At 74.2% G+C, this 21,175-nt stretch carries 23 protein-coding genes; 9 read left to right on the plus strand and 14 right to left on the minus strand.

Annotation, left to right across the window (positions count from 1 at the left end):
* The first annotated feature begins 49 nt into the window (after positions 1–49).
* On the plus strand, positions 50–517 hold the full coding sequence (locus ACOOHE_RS15355) for an SRPBCC family protein (RefSeq protein WP_420454958.1): 468 nt from the start codon (positions 50–52) through the stop codon (positions 515–517).
* Positions 518–560: 43 nt separating this feature from the next.
* On the opposite strand, the gene ACOOHE_RS15360 is transcribed toward ACOOHE_RS15355, so the two are convergent.
* The 5 genes from ACOOHE_RS15360 to ACOOHE_RS15380 all read right to left on the minus strand — a co-directional run bounded on the left by ACOOHE_RS15360 (position 561) and on the right by ACOOHE_RS15380 (position 4,359).
* Complete coding sequence (locus ACOOHE_RS15360; RefSeq protein WP_420454959.1) at positions 561–1,463, minus strand: aminotransferase class IV; 903 nt, start codon at positions 1,461–1,463, stop codon at positions 561–563.
* Between the two features lie 57 nt (positions 1,464–1,520).
* On the minus strand, positions 1,521–1,925 hold the full coding sequence (locus tag ACOOHE_RS15365; RefSeq protein ID WP_420454960.1) for a four helix bundle protein: 405 nt from the start codon (positions 1,923–1,925) through the stop codon (positions 1,521–1,523).
* Between the two features lie 12 nt (positions 1,926–1,937).
* A complete protein-coding gene (locus tag ACOOHE_RS15370) occupies positions 1,938–2,705 on the minus strand; it encodes an HAD family hydrolase (RefSeq protein WP_420454961.1) in 768 nt (255 codons plus the stop codon).
* Positions 2,706–2,836: 131 nt separating this feature from the next.
* On the minus strand, positions 2,837–3,655 hold the full coding sequence (locus ACOOHE_RS15375) for a carbon-nitrogen hydrolase family protein (RefSeq protein ID WP_420454962.1): 819 nt from the start codon (positions 3,653–3,655) through the stop codon (positions 2,837–2,839).
* A 2-nt stretch (positions 3,656–3,657) separates the two neighbouring features.
* Positions 3,658–4,359, minus strand: coding sequence for a lysophospholipid acyltransferase family protein (locus ACOOHE_RS15380; RefSeq protein WP_420454963.1), 702 nt, complete (start codon positions 4,357–4,359; stop codon positions 3,658–3,660).
* A gap of 338 nt (positions 4,360–4,697) precedes the next feature.
* Here ACOOHE_RS15380 and ndk point away from each other — a divergent pair, with 338 nt between their 5' ends.
* Positions 4,698–5,138: a nucleoside-diphosphate kinase gene (ndk, locus tag ACOOHE_RS15385; protein WP_420454964.1), complete on the plus strand. Its 441-nt coding sequence runs from the start codon at positions 4,698–4,700 to the stop codon at positions 5,136–5,138.
* 96 nt (positions 5,139–5,234) lie between these two features.
* On the opposite strand, the gene ACOOHE_RS15390 is transcribed toward ndk, so the two are convergent.
* From ACOOHE_RS15390 to panC, 3 genes are all read right to left on the minus strand, one after another.
* Positions 5,235–5,600, minus strand: coding sequence for a hypothetical protein (locus ACOOHE_RS15390; RefSeq protein WP_420454965.1), 366 nt, complete (start codon positions 5,598–5,600; stop codon positions 5,235–5,237).
* Positions 5,597–6,085, minus strand: coding sequence for an aspartate 1-decarboxylase (panD, locus tag ACOOHE_RS15395; RefSeq protein WP_420454966.1), 489 nt, complete (start codon positions 6,083–6,085; stop codon positions 5,597–5,599). The genes ACOOHE_RS15390 and panD overlap by 4 nt, the downstream gene beginning before the upstream one ends.
* Before the next feature lie 67 nt (positions 6,086–6,152).
* Positions 6,153–7,073, minus strand: coding sequence for a pantoate--beta-alanine ligase (panC, locus tag ACOOHE_RS15400; protein ID WP_420454967.1), 921 nt, complete (start codon positions 7,071–7,073; stop codon positions 6,153–6,155).
* A gap of 322 nt (positions 7,074–7,395) precedes the next feature.
* Here panC and ACOOHE_RS15405 point away from each other — a divergent pair, with 322 nt between their 5' ends.
* Both ACOOHE_RS15405 and ACOOHE_RS15410 read left to right on the plus strand, forming a co-directional pair.
* Positions 7,396–8,796 (plus strand): class II fumarate hydratase, encoded by a 1,401-nt coding sequence (locus ACOOHE_RS15405; RefSeq protein ID WP_420454968.1) that lies wholly within the window; start codon positions 7,396–7,398, stop codon positions 8,794–8,796.
* A 38-nt stretch (positions 8,797–8,834) separates the two neighbouring features.
* Positions 8,835–9,395: a hypothetical protein gene (locus ACOOHE_RS15410; RefSeq protein ID WP_420454969.1), complete on the plus strand. Its 561-nt coding sequence runs from the start codon at positions 8,835–8,837 to the stop codon at positions 9,393–9,395.
* Positions 9,396–9,411: 16 nt separating this feature from the next.
* Here the strand turns inward: ACOOHE_RS15410 and ACOOHE_RS15415 are convergent, their stop codons facing one another.
* The 6 genes from ACOOHE_RS15415 to ACOOHE_RS15440 form a co-directional block, all read right to left on the minus strand.
* Entirely contained in the window at positions 9,412–10,833 is a 1,422-nt protein-coding gene (locus ACOOHE_RS15415; RefSeq protein ID WP_420454970.1) for a DUF2254 domain-containing protein, read from the minus strand.
* A 90-nt stretch (positions 10,834–10,923) separates the two neighbouring features.
* Positions 10,924–11,598, minus strand: a complete 675-nt coding sequence (locus ACOOHE_RS15420; RefSeq protein WP_420454971.1) for a DNA-3-methyladenine glycosylase — start codon at positions 11,596–11,598, stop codon at positions 10,924–10,926.
* Positions 11,599–11,989: 391 nt separating this feature from the next.
* On the minus strand, positions 11,990–13,702 hold the full coding sequence (locus ACOOHE_RS15425) for an amidase (protein WP_420454972.1): 1,713 nt from the start codon (positions 13,700–13,702) through the stop codon (positions 11,990–11,992).
* A gap of 174 nt (positions 13,703–13,876) precedes the next feature.
* Positions 13,877–14,263, minus strand: a complete 387-nt coding sequence (locus ACOOHE_RS15430; protein ID WP_420454973.1) for a TerB family tellurite resistance protein — start codon at positions 14,261–14,263, stop codon at positions 13,877–13,879.
* Positions 14,264–14,334: 71 nt separating this feature from the next.
* A complete protein-coding gene (locus ACOOHE_RS15435) occupies positions 14,335–14,619 on the minus strand; it encodes a hypothetical protein (RefSeq protein ID WP_420454974.1) in 285 nt (94 codons plus the stop codon).
* Positions 14,620–14,663: 44 nt separating this feature from the next.
* Positions 14,664–15,275 carry an RNA polymerase sigma factor gene (locus ACOOHE_RS15440; protein WP_420454975.1) on the minus strand — a complete coding sequence of 204 codons (612 nt, stop codon included), beginning with the start codon at positions 15,273–15,275 and terminating at the stop codon, positions 14,664–14,666.
* 630 nt (positions 15,276–15,905) lie between these two features.
* Here ACOOHE_RS15440 and ACOOHE_RS15445 point away from each other — a divergent pair.
* The 5 genes from ACOOHE_RS15445 (at position 15,906) to ACOOHE_RS15465 (ending at position 20,856) form a co-directional block, all read left to right on the plus strand.
* Positions 15,906–16,292 (plus strand): BlaI/MecI/CopY family transcriptional regulator, encoded by a 387-nt coding sequence (locus ACOOHE_RS15445; RefSeq protein ID WP_420454976.1) that lies wholly within the window; start codon positions 15,906–15,908, stop codon positions 16,290–16,292.
* Entirely contained in the window at positions 16,285–18,366 is a 2,082-nt protein-coding gene (locus ACOOHE_RS15450; protein ID WP_420454977.1) for a TonB family protein, read from the plus strand. Before ACOOHE_RS15445 ends, ACOOHE_RS15450 begins: the two co-directional genes overlap by 8 nt.
* 93 nt (positions 18,367–18,459) lie before the next feature.
* Positions 18,460–19,602: a helix-turn-helix domain-containing protein gene (locus ACOOHE_RS15455; RefSeq protein WP_420454978.1), complete on the plus strand. Its 1,143-nt coding sequence runs from the start codon at positions 18,460–18,462 to the stop codon at positions 19,600–19,602.
* Between the two features lie 28 nt (positions 19,603–19,630).
* Positions 19,631–20,239, plus strand: a complete 609-nt coding sequence (locus ACOOHE_RS15460; protein ID WP_420454979.1) for a M23 family metallopeptidase — start codon at positions 19,631–19,633, stop codon at positions 20,237–20,239.
* Positions 20,239–20,856 (plus strand): M23 family metallopeptidase, encoded by a 618-nt coding sequence (locus ACOOHE_RS15465; RefSeq protein WP_420454980.1) that lies wholly within the window; start codon positions 20,239–20,241, stop codon positions 20,854–20,856. The genes ACOOHE_RS15460 and ACOOHE_RS15465 overlap by 1 nt, the downstream gene beginning before the upstream one ends.
* Positions 20,857–21,175 lie beyond the last annotated feature (319 nt).

Consider the following 21,175-nt stretch of genomic DNA (forward strand, 5'->3'; position numbering starts at 1 on the left):
ACCCGTGCCGGGGCTCCGGGGTTGGCCCGGCCCTCCCTCCCGCCCCACCGTGACGCACCGCCTCCACACGACCACCTGGCTCCCGCGCCCGCGCCGCGAGGTGTTCGACTTTTTCGCCGACGCCGAGAACCTCGAACGGATCACGCCGCCCGAGCTGGCCTTCGAGATCGTCACCCCCCGGCCCATCGACATCCGCGAGGGCGCGCTCATCGAGTACCGGCTGGGCCTGTTCGGCGTCCGCTTCGGGTGGCGGACCGAGATCGTGACGTGGGAGCCGCCGTACCGGTTCGTCGACCAGCAGCTCCGGGGCCCGTACCGGCGGTGGCACCACACGCACACGTTCGTCGAGGCCGCCGGGCCTGACGGCCGGCCGGGCACCCAGATGGACGACGTGGTCTTGTGGGCGCTCCCGCTGGCGCCGTTCGGGGAGGTGGCCTACCCGCTCGTCCGCGCCCAGCTCGCGCGGATCTTCGGCTACCGGCAAAAGCGGATTCGGGAGCTGCTGGTCGGCGCGTAGTTCCTCGCGAAGCCCAGCGCCGGCCGCTTCACCAAACAGTCTCTCACTCGACCACCCGCTCGCCGGTCGCGGCGACCTCGGCCGTGAACAGGTCCGTCAGCCGGTTCGTCATCTCCCCCACCACCCCGCCGCCGATCGTCCGGCCGTCCAAGCGCGTGACGGCCGCCAGCTCGCCCATCGTGCCGGTGCAGAACATCTCGTCGGCGCGGTAGGCCTCGGCCAGCGAGAGCCGCGCGGCGCGGTGCGGAATCTCGTTCGCGGCGCACAGGTCCAGGACCGTCTGGCGCGTGATCCCCTCGGGGCAGGCGTCGGCGTGGGACGTCAGGACCTCGCCCCGGCGGACCAGGAAGACGTGGGTCCCGTTGCACTCGGCGAGGAACCCGTCGCGGTCGAGGAGCAGCGCCGCGTCGGCGCCGGCGGCGGTCGCCTCGATCTTGGCCAGGATCGACGGGAGCAGGTTGTTCGAGTGGACCTTGGGGTCCATCACGTCGGGCGGCGGGCGGCGGACGGACGACGTCTGGAGCGCCAGCCCGTCGCGGCCGTAGACGGGCGCCTTCCACTCGGCGAGCACGATGAGCGTCGGGCCGGACTGGTTGAGCCGGGGGTCCATGCCCGACGTGATCTTGGTCCCGCGCGACAGCGTCAGCCGGATGTGGACGCCGTCGCGCATCCCGTTCGCCTCGAGCGTCTCGCGGATCGCGGCCACGATCTCGTCGCGCGGCGGGACGCCGGCGATGGCGAGGGCCTTGGCCGAGTCGACGAGCCGGTCGAGGTGCTCGGTCAGCCGGAAGATCCGCCCGTCGTAGAGCCGGAGGCCCTCCCACACGCCGTCGCCGCCCTGCACGAGCGAGTCGAACGGCGACACGCCCGCGTGGTTGCGGTGGACCAGGCGCCCGCCGATGTGGATCTGGAGGTCGGCGTTGCGGGGGTCGAACTGCTGGAGCATGGGGGGCGGGTGACCGGGGACGGCGACGGAGGACCGGGGACCGAGGACGGGGGGAGGTCAGAATGGGGGCGGGAGGTCGTAGCTGACCAAGTCCTCTCGCACGGTCGCGCCGAGTGAGCGCCGGAAGGCGACGAGTTGGCGAAGGAGAACCTCCGCCTGTCGGTATGCGTTGCGCAGGGGCTGGGGGTCGGCGAGGTGCCCTCTCCGTCGGATCAGGTGGAGGCAGGCGACCGTCTCGATGAGCGAGCGCTGTGCGTAGCCGAGGAAGCGGGCCTGCTCCGCATCGGACTGGCCCGTCGAGCCCTCAGCGATGTTGAGCGCGACGCTGGTCGCCGCTCGCCGGATCTGATCGGAGAGGTTGAACCGCTCGTGGTTCGGAAGCGCTGTTGCAATCGCCTCGACGCGGTCGGCATAGTCGAGCGCTCCCTCCCAGACTTCCAGCTTTTCGAACTTGAACGCCATGCGCGAGGATACTCACCCCCCGGTCTTCGGTCCCCGGTCCCCGGTCCGCAACCGCTCCGCCGCGAGCCGGTCGTACAGCGGCCGGCACGCCTCGACGAGGGGGCGCAGCCGGTCCGGCACGTCGGGCGCCTCGTCGCGGGGCGGGCCGAACGTGGTCGACGCCCAGACCGAGCCGTACCAGTGCTCGGCCCAGACGCCGTCGGTGGCGCGCGGGCCGGGCGCCCACGCCAGCATCGCCGGGTCGAAGGGGAGGCCGAGGGCAGCGCACAGGGCACTCAGGACGCCCCGGGGGTCGCGGAGCAGGTCGGCCGTGTCGATGACCGGCGGGGCGACGCCGTCGCGGTCGGCCATCCGCTCGAAGAGCTCGACCTGCTGGGGCAGGCCGGTGTCGTCGAGCGCCGGGCCGGGCGTGACCCGGTCGAGCGACACGACGACGGCGGCAGGGTCGCGGATCAGGAAGGCGTGCCGGAACGACGGCGCGTCGAGCCACGCGCGGCCGACGTGGGGCAGCAGGTGGTGGGCCATCTGCTTCTGGACCCACACCGGCGCCCCGCCCGGCACCGGGCCCGAGAGCGCCGCCGCCACCTCGCGCCAGTCGGTTGGCTGGGAGGCCAGCACGGCGTCGCGGCCGGGGTGGTCGAGGCCGGTCGCCGAGAGGTAGACCGCGTAGAGCGGCTCGTCGACGACGGCCGTGTCCGGGCGGCTGCCCCACGACCGCATCAGCGCCGTCGAGAGGTTTCGCGGCCCGCTCCACATGGCGACGCGGACGGGCTCAGCCATCGGCCGGGAGCGGCGGGTCGGGGCGCGGAGTCATGGCGAGAGTCTACGGCCCGGCGGTGAGCGGTGAGGCTCGGCGCTGGCGACCTCGACAGGTCGCGGGTTGCCCGGAATCCACGGCCGCGCCCCATCCCTCACCGCGCCAGCCAGGCGGCGTAGAGGTCCGGGCGGCGGTGGCGGAGGAACAGGCGGCGGGCGTGGGACCGGGCGACATCGGCGAGGTCGACGTCCGCGAGCAGCACTTCTTCGGCGCCTCCGGCCTGGGCGACGACGCGGCCGTCGGGCGTGCAGACGAAGCTCTCGCCAGCGAACGTCAGCCGCTCCTCCGGCCCGACCCGGTTGACGAGGGCCGTGACGTAGCCGTTCTGGAACGCGGCCACCTGCATCTCGGCGTGGTACAGCCCCTCCGGCCACTCGCCGACGGCGCCGGCCTGGGGCACCACGACCACCTCGGCCCCGTCGAGCGCGAGCGCGCGCATGACCTCGGGGTAGTGCCGGTCGTAGCAGATGGCGACGCCGACCCGGCCCGCGGCCGTGTCGTAGACCGGCAGGCCCGTGTCGCCGGGCGCGTAGTAGCCCTGCTCGTGGAACGCCTCATAGTCCGTGATGTGGACCATCCGCGTCCGCCCCAACAGCGTCCCGTCGGCGTCGATGACCGGCGACGTGTCGAACGTCCGGTCCCCGTCGCGCTCGAACAGGTTGAGCACGGCGACGACGCCGCGGTCGGCGCAGCGCGCCTGGAACGCCTCGACGGTCGGCCCGGGGATCGGCTCGGATCGGGCGAGCCGCTCGGGCGTGGCGTGGCGCTGGGGGTAGAAGGGCGAGAACGCGAGCTCGGCGTAGGCCACCAGGTCGGCCCCGGCGTCGGCGGCGCGGTCGAAGGCGGCCAGGCCCCGGGCGAGGTTGTCGTCGAGGTCGTCGGTGGCCGGCTGCTGGACGAGGGCGAGGCGCATGGCTAGGCCGAGAGGAGGCGGAGGACGTCGGCGCGGGCCCGAGCCGCGAAGGCGCGGGCGTCCTCGCCGGGGAGCGGGCGGAGCGGGGCGCCCACGCGGACGGTGACGGCGCCCGGCCGGGCCGTCCGCGCCCGCTCGTTGAGCACGCCCGGGCTCCCGTCGATGGCGATGGGGACGACGGGCACGCCGGCCTGGATCGCCAGCCGGAACGCGCCGGTGCGGAAACGGCCGACGCCCCGGCCGTAGCTCCGCGTCCCCTCGGGGAAGAAGACGATGGCGTCGCCCTCGGCGACCCGGCGGGCGGCCTCGGCGAGAGCGGGGCCGGCGTCCGCCCGGTCGAGGTACACACACCGCGTCGCCGTCAGCACGGTCCCGACGAGCGGGATCCGCCGGAGCTCGGACCGGGCCACGAACACGAACGGCTGGCCGATCCCCAAGAACAGCGCGGGGATGTCGAGCATGGCCTGGTGGTTCGCGACGAACACGGCCGGGCCGGCCGGCGCTCGACCGGTGCTCACGACCCGGAGGCCGGCGCCGCCGAGGACGGACCGCGACCAGACCCGCATCCACTGCCAGAACCGTCGGCTCGTCGGACGGAGGCGGTAGTACACGAGGCCGGGCCCGATCAGGACTGCCGAGACCACGGCGCACCACGCCAGCGTCCAGGCGTAGTGGAGGCGCGAGACGGCGAGGCGGACGGGCACGGACGAGGGGCGGAGCGGGCGGAAGCTAGAGCCGTCCGGCGCGCGGACCGGCCGGGCCCGGCGGCCCTCAGGGCGACCGCATGCTCCTGATCTCCGGCCCGGACCCCCCGTCCGAGCGCCCATCGCTTCGCTCAGCGGGCGCTCAGACGGTCCCCCTGAGTCAGGGGGACAGCGTTCCGAGCCTGGGAGCAGGCGGGCGGATGCCCGCCCAGCGACCGGCCGGAAAGCGGGGGGTCCGGGGCTAGGTCGCCCTGCGGCGGCCCTCTTCCCTCGCGTTTCGCGGTCTCGGCCCCGGGCCGGCGGTTGATTGAGGCTCCTCACCACCGACCCGACCGACCATGGAGCGCACGCTCGCCATCATCAAGCCCGACGCCGTCGCCGCCGGCCACGCCGGCAAGATCCTCGACCGCATCCTGTCCGAGGGCTTCGCCGTCCGCGCGATGACGCTCGTCACGCTGACCCGGGCCCAGGCCGAGGGGTTCTACGCCGTCCACGCCGAGCGGCCGTTCTTCGGCGAGCTCACCGAGTTCATGTCGTCGGGCCCGTGCGTCCCGCTCGTCCTCGAGCGCGACGACGCCGTGGCCCGGTGGCGCGAGACCATCGGCGCGACGAACCCGGCCGACGCCGCCGAGGGCACGATCCGCAAGCAGTTCGCGACGTCGATGGGCGAGAACGCCGTCCACGGCTCGGACTCGGCCGAGAACGGGGTCAAGGAGGGCCGCTACTTCTTTTCGGAGAGCGAGATCGTCCAGAACGGGGCCGACGTGATCGACGCCTAGCGCGCGCGCCGTGACCGGCCTGCCCTCACCCTGTCCCTCTCCCAGCGGGAGAGGAGACATCGCTGGGGGGTAAGCAGCTTTTCCTGAGATCCCGCATCAGCCGGGAAGCGCGGCGATCCGGGCGTCCACGTCGAACGGGACCGGGCCGCCCACGCGGACGGCCTGCTCGTAGAGCCACCGCGCCCGGCGCCGGCTGTCCGCGTCGTCGTCTTCGCGGAGCAGGTCGGCCAGCGCGACGGCCTTCTCGGCCGAGGCCAGCCCGTCCTCCGACGTCAGCGCCTCGACCTCGGCCCGGCTCATCGCGCGGAGCTCATCGAGGCCGAGGCCGGTCGCGCCGACGAGCCCCTCGGCCAGCACGAGCTCGGCCCCCTCGAGGTCGCCCTCACGACGGCGTCCCAGGACGATGGCCAGCGCCTGGGCCAGCTGCGAGACCTGGCGGAGGACGAAGTCCCGCTCGATCACCGGCGCCGGTGGCCGTCGCTGGCCCGCGTCCGGACGGGGTGGCCCAGGCGGGGCCCCCAGATGTCGCTCGCCTCAACGGCGTTCGTGACCACCGGCATCGTCGGGTCCGAGACGTCGGCGCCGTCGAGGTCGAAGATGTCGGTCGGGTTGTTGTCGTTGTCCACCAGGACCACGCGCGGTTTGTGGGTCTCGGCCTCCTGGGGCGTCAGGTCGGCGTAGGCCATGACCACGACCAGGTCGCCGGGGGCGCACAAGCGGGCGGCGGGGCCGTTGAGGCAGACCGTCCGGCTCCCCGCCGGGGCCGGGATCGTGTAGGTCTCGAGCCGCGCCCCGTTGTTGACGTTGACGACCTGGACCCGCTCGTAGGGCAACAGGGTGGCCGCCTCCATCAGCTCGCGGTCGAGCGTGATCGAGCCCTCGTAGTGGAGCGCGGCCTCGGTGACGGTGAGCCGGTGGAGCTTGCCCTTGAACAGCGTGATCGTCATGGGATCGGGGGCGTGGGGGACGGGGGACGGGGCGCGAGGCGAGAGCGGACGCCCCTCGCCCCACGCCTCATGCCTGTTCCCCCACGCGAAGCGTGACGTTGTCGATGAGTCGGGTGGCGCCGAAAAAGACGGCGAGGGCGGCAAGGTACCGGCCGCCGGACGGGCCGCCCTCCGAGAGAGCTTCGACGGGCTGGAGCGTCTCCGCGTCGACGACCTCGACGTACTGGACGCGCGCGAGCGGCGCCGTGGCGACCTGCGCCTCCATCGCCCTCGCGAGCACGGCCGGGTCCCGCTCGCCCCGGGCCACGGCCGCTTGGGCCGCCCGGAGCGCCTGGGACAGGACGACGGCCTGGGCCCGCTCTTGGGCCGACAGATAGGCGTTCCGCGACGACAACGCCAGCCCGTCGGCCTCGCGGACGATGGGGTGGCCGACGAGCTCGATGCCGAACCCGAGGTCGGCCGTCATCCGGCGCAGGATGGCGAGCTGTTGGGCGTCCTTCTGGCCGAACACGGCGAGGTGCGGCCGGCACGCCAGGAACAGCCGGGCCACGACCGTCGTGACGCCGGCGAAGTGGCCCGGCCGGTGGGCCCCGCAGAGGTGCCGGTCGAGGTCGCGGACGGCGACCGTCGCGAACGGCGGGAGCCCGAACGGGTACATCGCCTCGACCGTCGGCACAAACACGGCGTCGACCGTGCCGGTCTCGTCGAGCGCGTCGCGGTCGGCGTCGAGCGTCCGGGGGTAGGCCTCGAAGTCCTCGCCGGGCCCGAACTGGGTCGGGTTGACGAAGATGGAGACCGTCACGTGGCCGCCGGGCCCGACGCGGTCGCGGGCCTCCCGGACCAAGGCGAGGTGGCCGGCGTGGAGGGCGCCCAGCGTCGGGACGAGCGCCAGCCGGCGGCCGGCCGCGCGCGCCGCGTCCGCCTCGGCCTGCATGGCGGCGACGGTCGTGAACAACGTGGACTCGTAGACGGGTGGACTCGTGGGCACGTGGGAACGAGGGCAGGAAGGGGGCGAGGCCATCGCGTACTCGACCGTCGGACGTCCTCCCCCTCCACCCGTGTCATCCTGAGCGGAGCGAAGGATCTCAGCATGGGGCATCGAGCCCGTCGGCACCGTTTCCTATGGGCTGAGAGTCGGCGCCGAGATCCTTCGCTCCGCGCAGGATGACGGAGAGGGGGGTTGCGATAGCCTTCAGAAAGAGGGTGGACGGAGACGGGGGCGCCAAGTTCGCCGAGATCCCCCGAACCGCTTCCGCCCTCTCCGGTACGTTCTCCCCACCCGTCCACTCCCCCACGAGTCCACTCCGCCCATGCCCGACGTCCGCATCGAAACCGACTCGCTCGGCGAGGTCCGCGTCCCTGCCGACGCGCTCTACGGCGCCCAGACCCAGCGCGCGCGAGAGAACTTCCCCGTCTCGTCGCTCCGCTTTTCCCGTCGGTTTATCGAGGCGCTCGGGACCGTCAAGGCCGCCGCGGCGCGGGCCAACAAACAGCTCGGCCTGCTCGCGCCCGAGACGGCCGACGCCATCGACGCCGCCGCGCTCCAGGTCCGAGCCGGCGACCTCGACGGCCAGTTCGTGCTCGACATCTTTCAGACAGGCTCGGGCACGTCGACGAACATGAACGCCAACGAGGTGATCGCGAACGTGGCCACGCGCGCGCTGGGCGGCGACCTCGGGTCGAAGGGGGTCCACCCCAACGACGACGTCAACATGGGCCAGTCGTCGAACGACGTGATCCCGACGGCCATGCACGTGGCCGCGCGCGTGGCCCTGGCGCACGACCTGCTGCCGGCGCTCGACCGGTTCGCGACGGCGCTCGAGGCCAAAGCGGACGAGTTCGACGACGTGCTGAAGTCGGGGCGGACGCACCTGATGGACGCCACGCCGGTCCGCTTGGGGCAGGAGTTCGGCGGGTACGCGGCCCAGGTCCGCAAGGGGATCCAGCGCGTCGAGCGGGCGAGCGAGGAGCTGGCCGAGGTCGCCTTGGGCGGGACGGCCGTCGGGACCGGGATCAACCGGCCGGAGGCGTTCCCGCAGGCCGCCATCGCCGAGATCTCCGAGATCACGGGCGTGAGCTTCCGCGAGGCCGAGAACCACTTCGAGGCCCAGGCCGCCAAGGACGCCTACGTCTCGGCGGCCGGCGCGCTCAACACGGTCGCCGTGTCGCTGATGAAGATCGCCAACGACATCCGCCACCTGTCGTCCGGCCCGACGTCCGGCCTGAGCGAGATCCAGCTCCCGGCCATCCAGCCGGGCTCGTCGATCATGCCGGGCAAGGTGAACCCCGTGATGTCGGAGGCCATGATGATGGTGGCCGCGCGCGTGATGGGCAACGCGGTCACGGTCACGGTCGGCGGTCAGCACGGCAACTTCGAGCTCAACGTGATGATGCCGGTGATGGCCCACGCGATGCTCGAGTCCATCGAGGCGCTGTCGGGCGTGCTCGACGCCTTCCGCGAGCGGTGCCTGGAGGGGATCACGGCGAACCGCGAGCGGGCGCGCGAGCTGCTCGAGAAGAACCCGTCCATCGCGACGGCGCTCAACGCCGAGATCGGCTACGACGCCGCGAGCACCGTCGCCAAGAAGAGCGCGAAGGAGGGCCGGTCGGTCCGCGACGTGCTCCTGGAGATGGACCTGATCCCGGCCGACCACGTCGACGAAGTCCTCGACGTCCGGAGCATGACCGAGCCCGGTATCCCGGGCGAGTGACGCCCCCTTACCAGCGGCGGCTTCCGCCTCACGGTCCCATGCGCGCCCTCCTCGTCGCCGCCCTCCTCCTGGCCGCGTGCGCCGACGAGTCACCGGACGTTGCCGAGACGCCCGCGACCGTCGCGGCGACCCGGGCCACGCCGGTCACGGCCGACGGTTGGGGCCCGCTCCAGATCGGGATGACGCGGGCCGAGGTCGTGGCCGCGCTCGGCGACGACGAGACCCCCGACGCCGTCGGCGGGCCCGACCCGGCGGCGTGCGACGAGTTCCGCCCGAGCCGGGCGCCCGAGGGCCTGCTCGTCATGGTCGAGGACGGCGTCCTGACGCGCGTCTCCGTCCTCGCCGGCTCGGGCCTGCGGACCGACGCCGGGTTCGGCGTCGGGTCCGGGGCCTCTTCCGTCAAGGTGGCCTACGGCGACGCCGCCGACGTGTCCCCTCACAAGTACCTCGACGCGCCGGCCGAATACGTCACCGTCTGGCGCGCCGGCGACGGCGGCCCCGGGTCGCGGGGGCTCCGCTACGAGACCGACCTGGGCGGGAGGGTCGCGGCGATCCGCGCCGGCGGCCCGAGCATCGCCTACGTCGAGGGCTGCTTCTAGGTCGAGGCCACGGGCGTCAGGCCGTTCCCCCGGCCCACTCCGTCTGGGCCGCCATCGTCTCGTAGTCGACGCGGCCCGAGAGCAGGCGACCGACCTCGCGATGCCTCTGGCGGACGGCTTGGCGGTCGGCCTCCACCCCGAGCTGGGACTCGGCCCCTTCGAGGAGCGCGTCGGCCTGGTGGCGCAAGACCGCGCGCTGGCCGTCGTCGGTGGCCCGGCCGGCCACCTCGCCGATGGTCTTGAGCGCGTGGAGCGCCGCGTTCCGGTCGGCCGCGAGGTACGGCCGGAGCTGGCCGTAGACGGCCGCGACGAACTCGTCGAACGTGGTGGGGAACGCGACGACGCGGAGCCGGCCGTCGTGGTCGAACCGCTGGGCCTCGGGGAAGTCCCGGTCGGCGAGGTCCTTGAGCGCGGCGGCGAGCCAGTCGAGGCACGAGATGGCCGTGAACGGGTCGTTGACGCCGGGCGACAGGGCCCGGGCCGCGATCTCGACGAGCTCGTTGACCAGGAAGCGGACGTCCTGCCGCGCCGTCCGCTGGCGGCCCCACGCGAACGCCGTCCGGAGCTCGTCACACGCCGAGTCGCCCACGCGGTCGGGCGGCCAGGCCAGCGCGAGCGCGTCGCCCTCGGCCACGAAGTCGCCGGGGCGGTGGCGGATGCGGAGGACCAGGTCGTGGTCCGTCGCGAGCGCGAGCAGCGCCTCGGCGTCGATCCCGGTGAGGTAGCCCGTCCCGTCGGCGCGGACGCGGAGGGCGTCGCGGGTGAACCCGTCGGGCACCTCGGTCACGGCGTCGGGGTCGCGCTCGGCCTGGCGCGTCGTCGCGCCCTCCCCGATCCGCTGGGGGAACAGGGCGTCGATCTTGTCCCGGAGGTCGCGGCCGACGCCGGCCACCAGGTTCGAGATGTGGATGCTCTCGGGCACGTGGTGGATAAAGAAGATCAGCACGCCCACCGAGGCGACGGCCAGCGCGAGCCCGGTCAGGACCGCCGCGTGGGGCACGAACGCGACCGCGAGCCCGGGCGCGTCGCCTTCCCCGGCCGACCGGATCGTCCGCAGGACCAGGAGGCAGTAGAGGAACGTGGCGATGAAGGTGCCGAGCGTGACCTGGTTGCCGCGGTCGTCCATGAAGTTGGTCAGCAGCCGCGGGCCGTACTGGCCGCTCGCGTAGACCACGCTCGCGATCGTGATCGAGAACGTCACGCCGGCCACGCCGACCATCGACCCGGCGATCGTGGACAGGACCGCGCGGGCGCCGTCGGGCTGGTTCCCGAACAGGAACGGGACGTCCTCGATCCAGCCGGGCCCCGCCCGGGCGTCGACCCCGATCATCACGACCGAGAGCGCGGCGGCGCCCAGCGTCATGAGCGACGGGATGAACCAGTAGCTGGAGCGGACGTCGTCCCAGACGGCGAGGGTGCGGGCGCGGATCGGGGCCACGGAGCGGGGCGGAGGGGCCGCGCCAACGCGGCGCCTACGGCCACGGCTCCGGCCTCCCCGTCCGGGGCTCCGGGACCGGCGCGCGACGCTCTAGCCCCGCTTCGTCTTCCGGGCCACGCGGACGTCGCTCGGCTCGCCCGGCGACACGAACGGGTGGCCCGCGACGAGGAACCGGTAGTCGAGGTCGATCCCCCGCGAGAGCCCGATCCGGCTCGTCGTCTCGACCGCGTCGTCGGCGACCGGCGTGCCCTCGGCCAGGAAGAGGGGCGGCGTCGTGAGGTCGGCCCCGTGGAACCGGCTCCGCGTGGCGTCGGGCGCCTCGGCGATGCCGAACGCCTGGGTCAGCTTGCCCGGCCCGTTCGTCAGGTCACGCCGGCGGCGGACGGACGCGGGCCGGTTGGCCGCCATCGCCTCCTCGCCCTCGATGGGCTCGACGGCCCGGACCAGGACGGCGCCCGCCTCGCCCTCGGGCTCCGTCACCACGTTCAAGAGCCAGTGGGTGTAGTACACCTTGTACACGTAGGCCGTCCCGGGCGCGGCGAACAGGCCGGCCGCGCGGCCCTTCCGCATCACGCGCCCGTCGTCGCCGAACGTGGCCTTCCACCCGTGCATGGCCGGGTCATCGGCGAGGTACGCCTCGGTCTCGACGATCCGGCCCGCCAGCCGCCCGTCCTCGGGCGACTCGTAGACGAGGTGGGCGCCGAGCAGGTCGTGGGCGACCTGGAGCGCAGAGCGGGCGAAGAACGAGCGGGAGAGCGGGGTCACGACACGGACCGGGGAGGCCTCCCCGTACGGTCGAAGTCACACCCGGGTGCCCACGCACCACGCGGCCGGCCCTTCCCTCCTCGCGATCGGCTCAGACGAGACGGCTCAGACGTTGGTGAGCCTCACGAGCGGAGGAGACTCCGCAGGCACGTCCGCCTGCGATGCCGACTGAGCGTCGGGAGAGCTGAAGGCCTGAATTAGAAGGCCGAGACCGATGAGCAGTCCTGCCAGGAGAGCGCGCATGTCGGAGGGGAGCCAGGGATCGTGTACGACCGACAGAGTCGCACAAAAGTCCCCGTCGCTGGACATCGCGACCCTTTGAATCCTCCGACCCTTCCATTCCGGGCGATAGGCGCCGGTTCTGACCGGTTTCCTCAGACAACGATCAGACTCAACCGACGGGGGGGCGCTGTCGGTGGTGGTCGGTCGCCTCTTGGACGGCGTGCGCCAGCCGGAGCGCGTGGTGCTCGTGCCACAGCGGCGCGACGAACGTGATCGAGTGGGGCTGCCGCCGGTCCGGGAATCCGTCGACCGGCAAGAGCGCGTTGGGGATGGCGACGGCCGGGTGGCCCGTCAGGTTCGTGATGAGCAGGCCGTCGTTGAAGCTGGGCGTGACGAGCACGTCGACCCGGTCCATCAGGTCCGTCATGGCCCGCATCAACTGGGTCCGGATCCGGTTGGCGTTGATGTACTCGACGGCCGGGATGAACCGGGCGTGGCGGAACACGTTGGGCCAGGCGTTCCGCTCCTGGCGAACCAGCCGGTCGGTCCCGCGCGACCGCGTGAGCCCGTCGAACGCCGCCGCCGCCTCGGCCTCCAGGATGAGCCGGAGCGCGCCGACCGGGAGACGGTCCGGCCACGCCACCTCGACCGGGCGGACGCCGAGCCGGGACAGGACGGCGAGCGTCTCACGGTCGGCTTGGACTCCGGCGTCGTCGCCCTCGGGCGGGACGACGCCGACGCGGAGGTCGGCGAGCGGCGAGTCGGGGCGGAACGGGAACGCGGCGTCCTCACCGGTCTCGGGCCCGCGGATCGCGTCGAACACGAGCGCGGCGTCGACGGCGCTCCGCGTCATGGGGCCCAGCTTGTCCATGCTCCACGACAGCGCCATCGCGCCGGTCGTCGGGACGCGGCCGAACGTCGGGCGGAGGCCGGTCACCCCGTTCCGGGTCGACGGCGACACGATCGAGCCCAGCGTCTCGCTCCCGATGGCGAACGGGACCAGGCCGGCGGCGACGGCCGCGCCCGGCCCGGCGCTCGACCCGGACGCGCCCTGGTCGGGGTTCCAGGGGTTCTTCGTCGTCCCCCCGAACCACACGTCGCCCCAGGCCAGCGCACCGAGGGTCAGCTTGGCCACGAGCACGGCGCCCGCTTCTTCCAGCCGCCGGACGACGACGGCGTCCTCATCGAGGACCTGCTCGCGGTACGGCTCGGCGCCCCAGGTCGTCGGCGCGCTACGGGCCGCGAGCAGGTCCTTGGCCCCGTACGGGATCCCGTGGAGCGGCCCCCGGTCGACGCCCGCCGCCAGCTCGCGGTCCCGCGCCCGCGCCGTATCGAGCGCCCGGTCGGTCGTGAGCGTGACGACGGCCTGCAACACCGGGTCGAACTGGCGGAGCCGGCCCAGGAACAGCTCGGTCAAGCCGACGCTCGTGACGGCGCCGCTCCGCAAGAGCGCGCCCAGCTCGGGGATCGAGGCGAAGGCGAGGTCGCGGTCGTCGGCCGGACGCGCGGTGAGCGCGGGCCTCGGGACGACGGCACCGGGGCCCGGTCCGGGCCGCTCGCGCCCGCTCAGGCCGAGGTCGAGCACGAGCGCGGGCGGGACGCCGTTCGGCGGCTCGGCATCGCGGATGGCGGCCAGGCTGTCGAGCCGCTCGGCGACGTCGTCGAGCATCAGCGCGCGGTCGGCGTCGGAGAACGCCAAGCCCTGGACGGCCTCGGCGCACGCCAGGTCGGCGACGGTCAGGTCGGGGCGGAGCCCGTCGGCGGGGGGCGCGCCGGGCCCGAGCCGGTGGGCGTCGAGCGGGGCCGGCAACGCGGAAGCGGGCCACGCGGCGCCTGCGGCGAACAGCCCGGCGGAGGCGAGAAAGCGGCGGCGGTCAGTCACGGGGACGGGGGACGGGGGACGGGGGACGGGGGACGGGGGACGGGGGACGGAAGGTGGCCACCCCGGGACCTCCGCGCCAACCCCGGCTCCCCGAGTTGTCGACGGACCGCCCACGCCGCCGCCCTCCGCCATTTCCCGTTTCCCCGTTCCCATCTCCGCGAGCGGAGCGAGCCCTCACAGCCTCCAGGCCTGGGCGAGGTGCCGCAGGAACGTCTTCTCCATCGTGTGGACCACGCCGTCGGCGTCGGCGACCTCGACCAGGGCGGCGTGGGCACGCGCGAGCAGGGCCGTGTCGAGCGTGTCGCGGAGCCGGGCCACGACGTCGTCCAGACCGCGGACGCTGAGCCGGCCGTACGCCTCGACGGCGTTCTCGACCAGGTCGCTCAGGTCCGCCCCGCTGTGAGCGTCGTCGAACACGTCCGAGAGCGCGTCGAGCTGGCGGACCAGCACGCGGGTCTCGCGGGGGTCGAGGTCGGCGTCGGTGCCGTGGGCGACCACCAGGGTCAGGAGCGCGAGGTCATCGAGAGGCGACGGGGCCTCCGGCGAGTCGGGGTGAGCCACGGTCGCGGGGGAGAACCCGGGCGGTACCCCGCGCCGATCTCGCTGTTCCCCAACCGGATGCGCGGCGGGCTTCAAGGACGCCGGCCGGTCCCGAGGAGCCGGCGCCACCACGGGCGCCCCTCGCGCTCGGCCGCCCGGAGCACGTCCATCAGCGCCTCGAACTCCTCCCGGCAGCCGGGGCACCCGCTGAGGTGCTCCTCGACGAGCGGGAGCGCCTCGCGCGCGTCCTTCCCGGCCAGCGTCATCTCGGCGAACCGGTCGACCCGGGCGTCGCACTCGCCGCACGTCATCTCGTCGGCCCGCGAGGCGAGCGCCTTGGCGACGAGCAGGCGGAGGACGTCGGGCGTGAGGGTCATGGCGGGGCGTAGACGCCGGGACGGCGGCGCGGCTTACGGCCGCGTCACGCGGGCTCGTCGAGCAGGTCGTCCGGCGTCAGGCCACGCGCCTCGAACGCCTTCCGAAGCCGGAGGCGGGCGTCGTGGAGGAGCTTGTAGAGCGCGTTCCGGTTCGTGTCGAGCCGGCGGGCCACCTCGTCCATCGGCATCCCGTTCAAGACGGCCGTGAGCGCCGTCGACTGGCGCTCGGTGAGCTCGCCAGCGATGAGCTGGCGGACGAGCGCGACGGCCTCGGCGTTGGCCATCGCCACGTCGGCGGCAGGCTCCGGGGCCGAGGGCGGGTCGGCGACGACGGCGTCGAGCGGGACGTCCTCCCACCGCTTCCGGCGGAGCTCGCTGAAGGCGAGGTGGACGGCCACCTTCTGGGCCCACGTCGTGAACCGGGCGTCGCCGCGGAACTGGCCGGCCCGGTCGCGGACCTGCAACAGGGCGTCCTGGACCAGGTCTTGCGCCAGCGCGTCGGCGCCCCGGTCGACGCGCGGCGCCAGCGTCACGTGGAGGGCCCGGAGCAGGACCGGGCGCAAGTCGCGCAGGGCCGCGTCGAGCGCGGGCCCCTCGGCGGCGAGGTCGGCCAGCCACTCGTCGTTGGTACGGTCGGGTCGGCGGCGCCGGAGCACGGGCGGGAAGGGACGAGCGAGCAAGCTAGCGCCCGCCCTCGCCCGAAAGTCTCTCGGATCGGTCACATCCCAGGGCGAGCGCACGGTCCGGCGCAGACCCCCCGCTCCCCTCCCGGTCGCGGAGCCCGCCCTGAGCCGAGCCGAAGGACTCCCAGGCTCGGAACACTGGCTCCGCCGACGCTACGCAGCGTCCCCGTCCAAGGGGCAGGGCTGCTACGTCCTGCGAAACGGGTCAGAGTCCTAAACGGAACGGCCGTCATCCCCGCGCACGCGGGGATCCACAGGGGGCCGCTCGCTGAGGCGCCGCTGCGGATGGGTCCCCGCGTGCGCGGGACCGCGAAGCGACGGCGCCAGCCAATGACACCTGTTGTTTGTGTGGTCGGCAAAGAACGTAGCGGCCCTGCCCTTCGAGGGGGACAGTCCGCGCGCCCGCTGAGCGGAGCGAGGGGCGTGCGGACGGGGGGTCCGCCCGCCGGTGCCGGGGCGTCGTTCGAGCGTGCGGTCGCCCTGGGTCCCATCCGAGGCGGACGGCCGCACGTCGCGAGCGGGTCCAGCGGACCTTTTTGAGCCGGGGGCTTGCGGAGCGGAGCCATCTACTATATACTTAGTACTACCCAACACCAACGCCCCATGCGTAACCCTCTCACCCCCCTCGGCGGCACCGAGATGGAGGTCCTCCGCGAGGTCTGGGCCCTCGACCGCGCGACGGCCCGGGACGTCCACGACCGGATCTCGGCCCGCCGCAAGGTGGCCTACACCACGGTCATGACCGTCATCAAGAACCTGGCCGACAAGGGCTACCTCACGTTCGAGGCCGAGGGCACGGCCTACGTCTACACGGCCGCCCGGACGCCCGAGGAGGTCCGCGCGAGCGTGCTCGGCGGCATCCTCGACAAGGTGTTCGGCGGGTCGACGACGAGCCTGGTCCAGGCGCTCGTCCAGCGCGAGACGCTGAGCGAGACCGAGCGGGCCGAGATCCGCCGCCTGATCGACGGCCTGGCCGACTCCGATGACTGAGCTGCTGCCGCTCCTGGCCGACCTCGGCCGCGCCTCCGTCGCGTCGCTCTGGCTCCCCGTCGCCGCGTGGACGGCCGTCGCGCTGGCGGTCGAGGCCGCACTCCGCGTCGGCCGGGCGTCGGCGGCCCTGGCGCTCCCCGTGCGCGGGGCGACGCTGGCGGCGCTCCCCCTGGCGGTCGCCGTGCCGGCCGCGCTGGGCGCGGTCGCCCCGAACGCCGCGGTCGCCGTCGCCAGCTTCACGCCGGACGTGATCTGGCTGCCCGGGGTCTCCGTCGGGGCGCCCGAGCCCGCGGCCGTCGCGGCCGGGCCGGCGGGGGTCGATATGGCGCTGGGCGCGGCCGTGCTCGGAGCGCTGGCACTCGCGCTCGTGCGGCTGGTCCAGTTCGGCCGGGCCCTCGTCGCCGTCGGCCGGACGCGGCGGGGGCTGCCGGAGGGCGGGGCCGACGCTCGCGCGGCCGTCGACGCGGCTCGTCGGAGGCTAGGCGTCGTGCGCCCGGTCCGCGCGGCCCAAGCACCGGCGGGCGCGGCCCCGTTCACCGTCGGATGGAGGGCTCCGCTCGTCGCCCTCCCGCCCGGCCTCGACGCCGACGCCCTCGACGTGGCCGCCGTCCACGAGGTGGCCCACGTCCGCCGGGCGGACTATGCGTGGCACGCGGCCCAGCGGCTGGTGACGGCCGTGTTCGCCGCGCACCCGCTGGCCTGGACGCTGGGCCGCGGGCTCGACCTCGACCGCGAACGGGCCGCCGACGCGGCCGTCTTGGCGACGTGCCCCGACCGCCGCCGCGCCTACGCCGACCTGCTCTTTTCCTACGCCGCCCTCCCGGCTCCGGCCCTGGCGCTGGGCACCGTGCGCGGCTCTTCCTCCCTCAAAACCCGCATCGACGCCATGACCCGCCCCCTCTCCCCCACCCGAGCCCGCCGACTCGGGCACCTCGGCCGCCTGTCCGGCCTGCTCGTCGCCGCAGCCGTCGTCGTCGGCGCCGTCGGAACAGCCTCTCGCCCCGCGACCGCGGCGGCCCCAGTGCCCAGCGCCGTCGCGGCGCTCGACACGACCGACGTCTACGAGATTGTCGACGAGATGCCCGAGCTGATCGGCGGGCTCGAAGGCATCCAGCAGAGGCTCGACTACCCCGAGCTCCAGTACCGGGCCGGCGTCCAGGGGACGGCCGTCCTCCAGTTTATCGTGAGCACCGAGGGCGAGGTCACCGACCTCCAGGTGATCCGGTCGGCTGGCAACGACGGGCTGGACCGGGCCGCGATAGTGGCAGTCCAGGACGCGCGGTTCCGGCCCGGCCGTCAGGGCGGCGAGGCGGTCCGCGTCCGGTTCGCGGTGCCGGTCACGTTCCGGATCGGCGACGCGCCGGCCCGTCCCGAGCGCCGGGCGCCCGTGGGCGAGGTCCGTCCGGGCGACCCCGAGATCTTCGAGGTGGCCGAGGTCCAGCCCGAGCTGATCGGCGGGCTGGCCGGCTTGCAGGAGCGCGTGGTCTACCCGCCGCTCGCGCGCGAGGCCGGCATCGAGGGCCAGGTCGTGGTCCAGTTCGTCGTCAACGAGCAAGGCCGCGTCGAGGACGCGACGGTCCTGCGGACGCCGGACGAGATCCTGTCGGAGGCCGCGCTGGCGGCCGTCCGGGGGCTGACGTTCCGTCCGGGGCGCGACGGGGGGCAGCCGGTCAAGGTCCGGTTCGCCGTGCCCATCACGTTCCGGCTGCCCCCCGGCGACGGCGTCGACCGGGGCCAGCGCCTTCCGAGCCCCGGCGAGGTTCGGCAACGCCTCCCCCACTGGGGCACCGCCCTGAACCTGTTGGAGAACGAGCAGTTGGTCCAGACTCAGCACGCCCACGTCCTCCGCATCCTCGACAACCACAACGCAGTCGGGGGCACGGCGACCGTCCGCTACACCCTGCTGCCGGACGGACGGACGACCGATTTACAGATGGTCGAGGACACGCCGGACGGCGTCTTGGGAGGCCTCACCCGTGGCCTGGTCGGGATGATGCAGTTCGCCGAGAACCGCCGGCCGGGCGAGCCGCTGGAGGGCGCGACGTTCAGCCTCCAGTACTCGCCGGCGCGGTAGCGGCCACCGGGGGTCCCCGAGGCGGGCGCCTCGGTCGGCCTTGACTCTCGCCGGCCCCTCGCCGATCCTGGGGGTCCCCTCTCGGCCCTCCGGATGTCTCCCCTCGACGCGCTCTACCTCGCCACGGCCCTCGGGCTCGCGGTCTCCGCCGGGGCCCTCGCGACCGCCGGCCGCGCCGGGGCGACGCGGGCGCTCGCGGCGATGTTGGGCGTCAACACGCTCTTGGTGGCGCGCGGGCTGGCGTGGGGCCACGTCGACTGGGTGGCGACGGTCCCGGCCGGCGTCGGGGCGATGGCGCTGTTCGCGCTGTCGCCGCCACTGCTGGCGCTCGCCGTCGTCCGGGCGCGGTCGGGCGGGCCGCTCCAACAGGCGGACGCGCGAGCCGTGCTCCCCGCCGCCGTTGCGGGACTCGGGCTCGGCGTGGTTGCCGCCGTGAACGGAGCCATCGGGACGAGTGCCCAGGTTGTTTATCTCGTCGGGCTCAACGTCGTCGCGGCCGGGTCGTTCGTCGTCGCGGGCCGAGCGCTGGGCGCGTTGCCGGAGCGGGCGCAGCGGGCGGGCGTGGCCGTCGTCGGCGTGTTCGGAGTCCACTGGGCGTGCAGCCAGCTGTCGTGGGCGCTCGGCCTGGCCGACGTCGCGGGCGCCGGCGCGTTCGAGGTCGCCTCGGTCGCGTCGCTGCTCGCGTTCGGGGTCGGGGCCGGCGCGTGGGGCGTGCGCCAGTTGCCGGCCGTGTTGCTGGCGGCGCCCGTCCCGCTCGTCGACCCGCCGGCGCCGCCCGAGCCGTCGGCCGAGGTCGACCCGGCGCAGGCCGCCGCCGACGCGGCCCTGGCCGACCGGGTCCGCGAGCTGCTCGACCGCGACCGCGTCTGGTTCGACCCCGACCTGACCGTCGAGACGCTGGCCGACCGGCTCCGCGAGCCGACGCGCGACGTCTCGCGCGTGCTCAACGGGCCGGTCGGCGACGGCTTCCACCGGGTCGTCGGCGCGCAGCGCGTGGCCGAGGCCCAGCGGCTTTTCCGCGCCGACCCGGGGGCGACCGTGCTCGAGGTGCTGTACGCGGCCGGGTTCAGCTCGAAGTCGGCGTTCCACCGCGCGTTCAAGCGCCACGTCGGGATGACGCCGACGGCGTTCCGCCGAGCCCTCGCCCAGGCGGGCGGCGACGGGGCCCGCCGTTCCGATGCCGACGTCGGCGCGCCACTTCCGGCGCTGGGACGACACGGCGGGGACGGTGCGTGAGGTTGGGGCCGTCCCTCCCCCGGCCCCCATGCCTCACCGCCTCCTGCTCGTCGTCCCCCTGCTCCTGACCGCCGCGTCGTGCGACCTGCTGGGCGCCAAGGACGGCCTGGTCCGCGAGGAGGGCCCGGCGGTCGGGTGCGACGGCCGGACCTACGCCACGGGCTACGTCCTGCCGTTCCCCGTCGGGGCGGCGTACCGGATGACGCTCGGCAACTGCTCGAGCACCTACCACGGGCCCGGCGAGGCCGACCAGTACGCCTACGACTTCGCCATGCGGATCGGCACGCCAATCACGGCGGCGCGGGCCGGCCGCGTGGTCCACGTCGAGGCGCGCGGCGCCGACGGCGGCTTCCCCAACAACCTCGTCGTGGTCGACCACGGCGACGGGACGTTCGCCCAGTACATGCACCTCACCCAGAACGGGGCCGACGTCGCGCGCGGCGACGAGGTCCGCCCGGGCGACCCCATCGGGCGGAGCGGCAACACGGGACTGGCGGGCACCCCGCACCTCCACTTCGTCGTGACCGGGGGCGGGTGGGCCTACCCGTACGACTCGACGCCGGTGGCCTTCGCGAACGCCGAGCCGCGCGCCTCCATCCTCCAGCCGGGGCAGGTCTACGCCGCCCGCCCGTACTGATGCGGTTCTCCGTCCGCGCCGGCCTCCTCGCTCTGATCGCCCTGGTGGCGGGGTGCGACGCGGCCCCGACCCCGCTCGTCACCTCCCCGTCGGCGTGCACCCGGGCGACGTTCCCGGCGTGGCAGACGTCGGACTACGTGCTGCCGTACCCGGCCGGCCGGGCGTACCTCGTGCTCCAGGGCAACTGCGCGGCGTTCTCGCACACCGACGGCTCGGTGATCGCCTTCGCGTACGACTTCCGGATGCCCATCGGCACCGTCGTGACGGCGTCGCGGGGCGGGACCGTGACGCAGGTCGAGGCGTCGTTCCAGGACGGAGACCACGAGCGCGGGCACGAGAACGGCGTCGTGGTCGACCACGGCGACGGGACGGTCGGGGTGTACCTCCACCTGACCCAGGACGGGGCGGAGGTCGGCGTCGGCGACGTCGTTGTCCAGGGCGACACGCTGGGGCGGAGCGGGAACACGGGGTTCAGCACCGAGCCCCACCTCCACCTCGACGTCCGGGCCGGCTGCGCCGACGGCCGATGCACGCCGGTCCCGATCACGTTCCGGAACACGTCGCCGAACCCGCTCGGTCTCCGGGCCGGCGGGGTCTACCCCGCCCTCCCCTACTGACCATGCGCGGCACCGGCCCGGCACGCCGAGTCGAACGAGGGAGCGGGCCGACCCTCCCGAGTACCGCCCGGGCGGTCCCGAAGCCGTCCGGGCGGGAGCGCGTCGTGGCCGCCGCAGCGCTCGCGCTCGGCGGCCGCGGCGACGCGCGGGCGTGGGACGGAACCCGCCGGGCTCCCGACTTCGCCGTAGACTCGGCGGTGCCGCTCGGGTGGGGGGTCGACCGTGCTCACGCCCCCCCTCGTCCCGCTCGTGGTCTCCGCCACCCGCTGGCGGCCACGTGGCCGGCGTTCCGCACGGCCGGTGGCTGAGCGCTCTCCGG

Origin of the sequence: Rubrivirga sp. (genome assembly GCF_965213695.1) — a bacterium.
Taxonomy (GTDB): Bacteria; Bacteroidota; Rhodothermia; order Rhodothermales; family Rubricoccaceae; genus Rubrivirga.